Below are 7,667 nucleotides of genomic sequence, written 5' to 3' on the forward strand. Positions count from 1 at the left end.
CCGCCAAACCGGGCCCGCCGCAAGTCAGGAAGCCAGGAAGTCAGGAAGTCACGCCTGCAGCGCCGCGCCGATGTCGGCGATGAGGTCGGCGGCCGGCTCGACGCCCGCCGACAGCCGGATCAGCGTGCCGGGCGCCGTCTCGGCGGCCCAGCGCGCCCGCCGCTCCCACGTTGACTCCACGCCGCCGAAGCTCGTGGCGGGCACCACCAGCCGCGACGCGCCGACCACGGCGTCGGCGTCCGCCGCGGTGCCGGCGAGCTCGAACGACAGCAGCGGCCCGAACCCCGCCGCCATCTGCCGCCGCGCCACCTCCAGCGTCGCCGGGCTGGTCCCCGGGTAGTGCACCGCGGTGACCCGCGGGTGCCCGGCCAGGAACCGCGCGAGAGCCAGCGCGTTCGCCGACTGGCGCTCGATCCGCAGCGGCAGCGTCTTGATGCCGCGCAGCACCAGCCAGCTCTCGAACGGCCCGGGGACGCCGCCGCCCGCGGTCCGCCAGGCGCGCACCTCCGCGGCCAGCGCCGGGTCCCTGGTGACGACCGCGCCGCCGAGCACGTCGGAATGGCCGGAGACCGACTTGGTCAGCGAGTACAACGACGCAAGCGCGCCGAACTCGAGCGGCTTTTGCAGCAACCCGGTCGCCACCGTGTTGTCCACGACGAACGGCGCGCCGCTCGCCGCGGCGAGCTGCCCGAGCCTGGCGAGGTCGGCGACCCGCAGCAGCGGGTTGGTGGGCGTCTCCGCCCACAGGACGGTCGGCCCCCGGCCAAGCGCGCGCGCGACCGCGCCCAGGTCGAGCAGGTCGACCGTCACCGGCTCGGCGCCGTGCGGCCGCAGCCTGGCCGCGAGCGCCCGCGTGTTGTAGTAGCCATCCCGCGCGAACACGATCGCCGCCCGGCCGTCCGCCAGCGCGAGCAGCAGCGCCATCGACGCGGCCTGCCCGGACGCGAACGTGACGGCGGCGGCGCCCGGTCCCTCGATCGCGGCAAGCGCCTCCTCGACCGCGGCCCAGCCCGGGTTGCCCTCCCGCCCGTAGCCGCGGCCAGGCTCGGGCTCGCCCTGTGACACGTACGTGCTCGTGGCCAGCAGCGGCGGCGCCAGCGGCGCGCCCGCCGTCCGCTCGGTTCCCGCGTGCACGAGCCTCGACTGCTCGCTGAAATTCATGAAGCCCATTCTCCCGAACGATCCGGGCCGACTGCCCAGCCCAGCCCATCTCCCGCAGTTGCGCGACACGCGGCGGATGTGCCCGGTATGCGCGCGCGCGGCGCGGAAACTAGAGGACATGCATGTCCGCGCGGTCAGTGATCCCGCCGTCGGCGCGCTGGGACCTGACGACGACGAGGAGCCGCGGCTCCGCGTGGCCGCGAGCGGCCGCGCGGAGCCTCCCGCGCTGGGCGCGCTCGGGGCGCTCGGGGCGCTCAGGGAACACCTGCGCGCCTGGCGCGCGCTGGCCGGCCGGCCGCTCACGCCGTATTACCTGATCGTGGGCATCACCACGCTGCTGCTCGGCCTCGGCCTCGTCATGGTGCTGTCGACCGCCTCGGTGACGGACCTGGCCGACGGCCTGTCGCCGTACTACGACTTCGAGCGGCAGCTGCTCGGCATCGCGGTGGGCCTGCCGATCATGTGGCTGGCGGCGCGCTCGTCGCCGCGGTTGTTCCGCGCGGCGGCCTACCCGCTGCTCGCGGTGTCGGTCATCGGCCTGGCGCTGACGCTGATCCACGGCGTCGGCGTGTCGCAAAACGGCGCGTCCCGGTGGATCGCGATCGGCTCGCTGCAGTTCCAGCCGTCCGAACTGGCCAAGCTCGCGCTCGCGGTGTGGGGCGCCGACCTGCTGGCGCGCAAGGAGAAGCTGGGCCTGCTCGCCGACTGGCGGCACCTCCTCGTGCCGCTGATGCCGGGAACCGCGGTGCTTGCCCTGCTCGTGCTTGTCGGCGACGACCTCGGCACCACGTTCATCCTGCTGATGGTCTTCCTCGCGCTGCTGTGGATCGCGGGCACCCCTGGGCGGGTCTTCACCGCGCTGCTGATCCTGATGGGGCTGGTGCTCTTGCTGCTCGTGGTGACGGAGCCGTACCGCATGCAGCGCCTCCTCGGGTACGTGAACCAGACGAACACCAACCCGGTCGGGCAGAACATGCAGAGCATCCAGGGCAAGTACGCGCTTGGGTCCGGCGGGATCTTCGGCGTCGGCCTCGGGGCCAGCAGGGAGAAGTGGGGGTGGCTGCCCGACTCCACGAGCGACTTCATCTTCGCGGTCATCGGCGAGGAATTCGGGCTGGTCGGCACGCTGTGCGTCACCGCGCTGTACGGCGGCCTCGGCTACGCCGGGCTGCGGGTGGCGCGGCGCGCCACAGACACGTTCAGCCGGCTGGCGGCCGCCGCGATCACGACCTGGATCGTCATGCAGGCCGTGGTGAACATCGGCGCGGTGATCGGCGTGCTGCCGATCACCGGCGTGCCGCTCCCGCTGGTGTCCGAGGGACTGTCGTCGGTGCTCGTGACGATGGTCGCGCTCGGTATGCTCATGTCGTTCGCGCGGCGGGAACCCGGTGCCGCGCAGGCTTTGGCCGCGCGTGGTCCGAGCGCGCTGTCCCGCGTTCTAAGCTGGCTTGGCCCCAGAACGCGACGAGCGAGGAGCATGGAATGAGGGTCGTTCTAGCGGGCGGAGGGACAGCCGGTCATATCGAGCCTGCCCTCGCGCTTGCCGACGCGCTTGTCCAGGCAGACCGCGGCACGCACGTGACCTGCCTCGGTACCCGGCGCGGCCTGGAGACCCGGCTCGTCCCGCTGCGCGGGTACGAGCTGTCCCTCATCCCGGCGGTGCCGTTGCCGCGTTCGGTCACGCCGAGCCTGCTCACCGTCCCCGGGCGGCTGGCCGGGGCGGTGCACGCGGTGGGCGCCATCCTCGACCGGGCGCGCGCGGACGTGCTTGTCGGCTTCGGCGGGTACGTCGCCACGCCCGCGTACCTGGCGGCCAAGCGGCACAAGGTGCCGATCGTCGTGCACGAGGCGAACCCGTTCCCAGGCATCGCCAACCGGCTCGGCGCCCGGCTCACCCCGTACGTGTTCACCGGCCACCCCGACACCAAGATGCGCAACGCCCAGTACCTGGGGCTGCCGATCAGGCGGGAGATCGCCGAACTCGACCGGTTCGCGCTCGGCGACAAGGCCCGCGCCCACTTCGGGCTGCGCCCGGACCTGCCGGTGCTGCTCGTGTTCGGCGGCTCGCAGGGCGCGCGGTCGCTGAACCTGGCGCTGGCGGGCGCCGTCGGCGCGATCCGCACCGCGGGCGTGCAGGTGCTGCACGTGACCGGCCCGCGCAACGCGGCCGAGGCGGAGCCGCCGGCCGGCGCGGTGCCTTACGTGGCCGTCCCGTACGTCGACAGGATGGACCTCGCCTACGCCGCCGCCGACTTCGCCCTCTGCCGGGCCGGCGCGATGACGTGCGCCGAACTCACCGCCGTCGGCCTGCCGGCCGCCTTTGTCCCGCTGCCCATCGGCAACGGCGAGCAGCGGCTCAACGCGCTGCCGATCGTGCAGCGCGGCGGCGGCCTGCTCGTCGAGGACGACGAGCTCACCCCTGAGTGGATCATGGGCTCGCTGCTGCCCGTGCTGACCAACATCGACCAGGTGGCCGCGATGTCCGAGGCGGCGGCCGCGCTCGGCCGCCGGGACGCGGACCGCTGGCTGGCCAGGGCGGTCATCGACATCGTCGCCGCGGAGGCGGCCACCAGGGAGCCCGCGCAGCCCGGTTCGGTACCGGAGCAGGCGTGGGGCCGGGACCGCCCGGCGGGCGCGCCCGCGCCAGGCAGCCTGTTCACCCCGTCCGCGGGCAGGCAGTTCCCCGCTGGCGGTCAGCCCGCCTCAGGCGGCCAGCACCCGCCGGCGACGGGCAGGCACCGGCAGTCGCGGTGACCTCGCAGGAGGTCGCCCCGTGGGGCTCGTGACTCCCAGCGAACCGGTGCCGCTCGCAGACCTCGGGCGGGTGCACTTCGTGGGCATCGGGGGCGCGGGCATGTCGGGGATCGCCCGGATCATGCTGGCCCGCGGCGTGGCCGTGTCCGGCAGCGACGCCGCCCCGTCCGCGGGCCTGCTCGAGCTCGGCGCGCTGGGCGCCCGGGTGCACGTCGGCCACGCGGCCGGCCATGTCGGCGACGCGGACACGCTCGTGGTGTCAAGCGCGATCCGCCAGGACAACCCTGAGCTGGCCGAGGCCAGGCGCCGCGGCATCAGGATCCTGCACAGGGCCGCCGCGCTCGCGTCGCTGACGCTGGGCCGCCGGGTGATCGCGGTCACGGGGACGCACGGCAAGACGACGACGACGTCGATGATCACCACGGTGCTGCTTGAGACAGGCGCGGACCCTGGCTACGTCATCGGCGGCATCCTCGCCGCCACCGGCGCCGGGGCGGCCGACGGGGCGGGACAGGACTTCGTCGCCGAGGCGGACGAGAGCGACGGCTCGTTCCTCATGCTGTCCCCCGACGCGGCGGTCATCACGAACGTCGAGGCCGACCACCTGGACAACTACGGGACCGCCGAGGCGTACCGGGCGTCGTTCGGCTCGTTCGCGGCCAGGATCGCGCCCGGCGGGCTGCTCGTGACCTGCGCCGACGACCCCGGAGCGCGGGACCTGGCGGCCCGGGCCGCAGGCCTGCCGCTGCGGGTCCGCACGTACGGGGAGTCGGCGGACGCGGACTACCGGGTGAGCCGGACGCGCTGCCGCGGGATGCAGACGTCGTTCACGGTCGGGAGCAAGCCGGGACCGTTCGGGGAAATTGACCTGGAAATCTCCGTGCGCGTCCCGGGCCGGCACAACGCGCTGAACGCCGCCGCCGCGTTCGCCGCCGCCGTGGAGCTCGGGATCGCGCCGCGGCCCGCGGCCGCCGCGCTCGCCTGCTACCGCGGCGCCGCCAGGCGGATGGAGCCGAAGGGCGAGGCGGGCGGTGTCCGCGTGCTCGACACCTACGCGCACCATCCGACCGAGCTCGCCGCCGACCTGCGGGCAGCGCGCGAGATCGCGGCAGGCGGCCGGGTCGTCGCGGTGTTCCAGCCGCACCTGTACAGCCGGACGCGGATCTTCGCGGGTGAGTTCGGCGCCGCGCTCGGCCTCGCCGACGAGGTCGTGGTGCTCGACGTCTACGCGGCGCGCGAGGACCCCGAGCCCGGGGTCACCGGCCAGCTTGTCGCGGACGCCGTGCCGGGCGGGGCGGCGCGGTACGTGCCCTCCTTCGAGGACGCGCCGCGGGCGGTCGCGGCGGTCGCCGCGCCCGGTGACCTGGTGCTGACCATGGGGGCGGGCGACGTCACCAGGCTCGGGCCGCTGGTGCTGCGGGAGCTCGCCGCCGCGTCGGGGACCGGCAGGGACCGCCCGTGACCGGCCCGGGGCCGGCGGGCGCGGCGCGGATCCGCGTGTCCTGGCGCGCGGCGTTCTTCGCGCTGGCCGGGCTTGCCATCCTCGCCGGGGTCGGCTGGGCGCTGCTCGGCTCGCGGCTGCTCGTGGTCCGCTCGATCACCGTGACGGGAACGCGCCTGGTCACGCCCGCGCAGGTGCTGGCGGCGGCCGACGTTCCGCTCGGCACGCCGCTGCTGCGCGTCGACACCGCGCAAGTCGCCAGGCGGGTAGAGGCGATCAGGCAGGTGGCCTCCGCGACCGTGTCCAAGGACTGGCCGGACCACCTGGTGATCGCGATCAGGGAGCGCGTCCCCGTGGTGGCGGTGCGGCTGGCGGGCGGCGGCTACGACCTCGTGGACGCCACCGGTGTCATCGTCCGCTGGACGAAATCGGCGCCGGCCGGCCTGCCGCTGTTCCTGACCTCGCTGCCTGGCGGCGCGCTGCGCGGCGACCCGGCCCTGGCGCAGGCATCGGCCGTGCTTGCCGAACTCCCGTCGTGGCTGGCCAAGTCGGTCGCCGAGCTGGCGGTGACGGGGACGGCCGGCGGCTCGGGCGGCTCGGGCGGCTCGGGCGCGCAGGACCAGGTGACGCTCTACCTGCGGGACGCCACGACGGTCGTCTGGGGCGGCACGGACCGGGCCGGGGAAAAGGCCAGGGAACTCGCTGTCCTGATGCGCGGCACCGCAAGCTACTACGACGTGAGCGCGCCGGGAACGGTCGTGACCAGGTGACCCGGCCACGACACGCCAGGCGGTTCCGCGTGGTTAGTTGACCCTGCTGCCTTCCCACCCTACTGTCCGTATCAATCGCAGGGACGACAAAACTCTAAATCTCAACCTGAAGGTGAAACCCGTGGCCATCAGCCTAGCGGCAGCGCAATTACCGCGACGGCGGCTGGCCGGCGCCATTGGCGGTGAATTCCGCCTTCGCCACCAGGGCAGGGGTTTCCCCAGTTCAGGCGGCCAGCTCCAGGCGAGCGCCCGACGCCGTTAACAGCGGCAATGGCGCTGGACCTGGAAGAGGTAAAAACGAGCGGAAAGGTACCCTCCTCGTGGCAGCACCGCAGAACTATCTGGCGGTCATCAAGGTCGTCGGAATCGGCGGGGGCGGCGTTAACGCTGTCAATCGCATGATCGAAGAGGGACTCAAGGGCGTCGAGTTCATCGCGATTAATACCGACGCGCAGGCCCTCCTGATGAGCGATGCCGACGTCAAGCTCGACGTCGGCAGGGAACTGACCCGCGGGCTCGGCGCCGGGGCGAACCCGGATGTCGGCACCAAGGCCGCAGAAGACCACCGCGAGGAGATCGAGGAGGTGCTCAAGGGCGCCGACATGGTCTTCGTGACCGCGGGCGAGGGCGGCGGCACCGGCACAGGCGGCGCTCCCGTGGTCGCGAACGTCGCCCGCTCGCTCGGCGCGCTGACCATCGGGGTGGTGACCCGGCCGTTCGGGTTCGAGGGCAAGCGGCGGGCCGTCCAGGCGGAAACAGGGATCGAGCGCCTGCGCAGCGAGGTCGACACGCTCATCGTCATACCGAACGACCGGCTGCTGTCTATCTCCGACCGGCACGTCAGCGTGCTCGACGCGTTCAAGCAGGCCGACCAGGTGCTGCTGTCCGGCGTCCAGGGCATCACCGACTTGATCACCACGCCAGGCCTGATCAACCTCGACTTCGCGGACGTGAAGTCCGTCATGTCCGGCGCCGGGTCCGCGCTGATGGGCATCGGCTCGTCGCGCGGCGACGACCGGGCGGTCGCCGCGGCGGAAATGGCGATCTCGTCCCCCCTGCTCGAGGCGTCGATCGACGGCGCGCACGGTGTGCTGCTGTCCATTCAGGGCGGGTCCGACCTCGGCCTGTTCGAGATCAACGAGGCCGCGCAGCTGGTCTCCAACTCGGCGGCGGTGGACGCGAACATCATCTTCGGCGCCGTGATCGACGACGCGCTCGGCGACGAGGTGCGGGTGACGGTCATCGCGGCGGGGTTCGACGAGTCACGGCCGGGCCGCCTGACGTCCGCCGCCATCGGCGGCTCACGGGCGTCGGGCATCGGCTCCGCCGTGACCAGCGCCTCGTCAGGGAGCACCGGCGCCGCCGCGGGCCCGATGCGGGCGGGCGGCTCGTCCGCGTGGGGCGGTGCCGTCGGCTCAGGCGGCTCTGGCGGCCCGGGCCGCGGCGCCTCGGTGGCATCACCCGGCTCGGCGGTGTCCGGCAGTTCGGGGTCAGCAGGCGGTTCGGGACCATCAGGCGGTTCGGGGCCGGCTAGCGGGCTG

6 protein-coding genes are annotated in these 7,667 nt (G+C 73.6%); 5 read left to right on the top strand and 1 reads right to left on the bottom strand.

What is annotated here, in order from left to right; all coding sequences use genetic code 11:
* Positions 1 to 48 precede the first annotated feature (48 nt).
* Entirely contained in the window at positions 49 to 1,161 is a 1,113-nt protein-coding gene (locus tag Q1N79_RS15530) for a PLP-dependent aspartate aminotransferase family protein (RefSeq protein WP_300609725.1), read from the bottom strand.
* 118 nt (positions 1,162 to 1,279) lie between these two features.
* Here Q1N79_RS15530 and ftsW point away from each other — a divergent pair, with 118 nt between their 5' ends.
* The 5 genes from ftsW to ftsZ all read left to right on the top strand — a co-directional run.
* On the top strand, positions 1,280 to 2,647 hold the full coding sequence (gene ftsW, locus Q1N79_RS15535; RefSeq protein WP_300609727.1) for a putative lipid II flippase FtsW: 1,368 nt from the start codon (positions 1,280 to 1,282) through the stop codon (positions 2,645 to 2,647).
* A complete protein-coding gene (gene murG, locus Q1N79_RS15540) occupies positions 2,644 to 3,915 on the top strand; it encodes an undecaprenyldiphospho-muramoylpentapeptide beta-N-acetylglucosaminyltransferase (protein WP_300609729.1) in 1,272 nt (423 codons plus the stop codon). The genes ftsW and murG overlap by 4 nt, the downstream gene beginning before the upstream one ends.
* A gap of 19 nt (positions 3,916 to 3,934) precedes the next feature.
* The gene (gene murC, locus Q1N79_RS15545; RefSeq protein ID WP_300609732.1) at positions 3,935 to 5,377 is read left to right on the top strand and encodes a UDP-N-acetylmuramate--L-alanine ligase; all 1,443 of its coding nucleotides are present in this window, start codon (positions 3,935 to 3,937) and stop codon (positions 5,375 to 5,377) included.
* Positions 5,374 to 6,126, top strand: a complete 753-nt coding sequence (locus tag Q1N79_RS15550; protein WP_300609734.1) for an FtsQ-type POTRA domain-containing protein — start codon at positions 5,374 to 5,376, stop codon at positions 6,124 to 6,126. The genes murC and Q1N79_RS15550 overlap by 4 nt, the downstream gene beginning before the upstream one ends.
* A gap of 320 nt (positions 6,127 to 6,446) precedes the next feature.
* Positions 6,447 to 7,667 (top strand): cell division protein FtsZ (gene ftsZ / locus Q1N79_RS15555; RefSeq protein ID WP_300609736.1); only part of this gene is annotated, 1,221 nt, incomplete at its 3' end.

Origin of the sequence: Trebonia sp. (assembly GCF_030042015.1) — a bacterium.
GTDB lineage: Bacteria > Actinomycetota > Actinomycetes > Streptosporangiales > Streptosporangiaceae > Trebonia.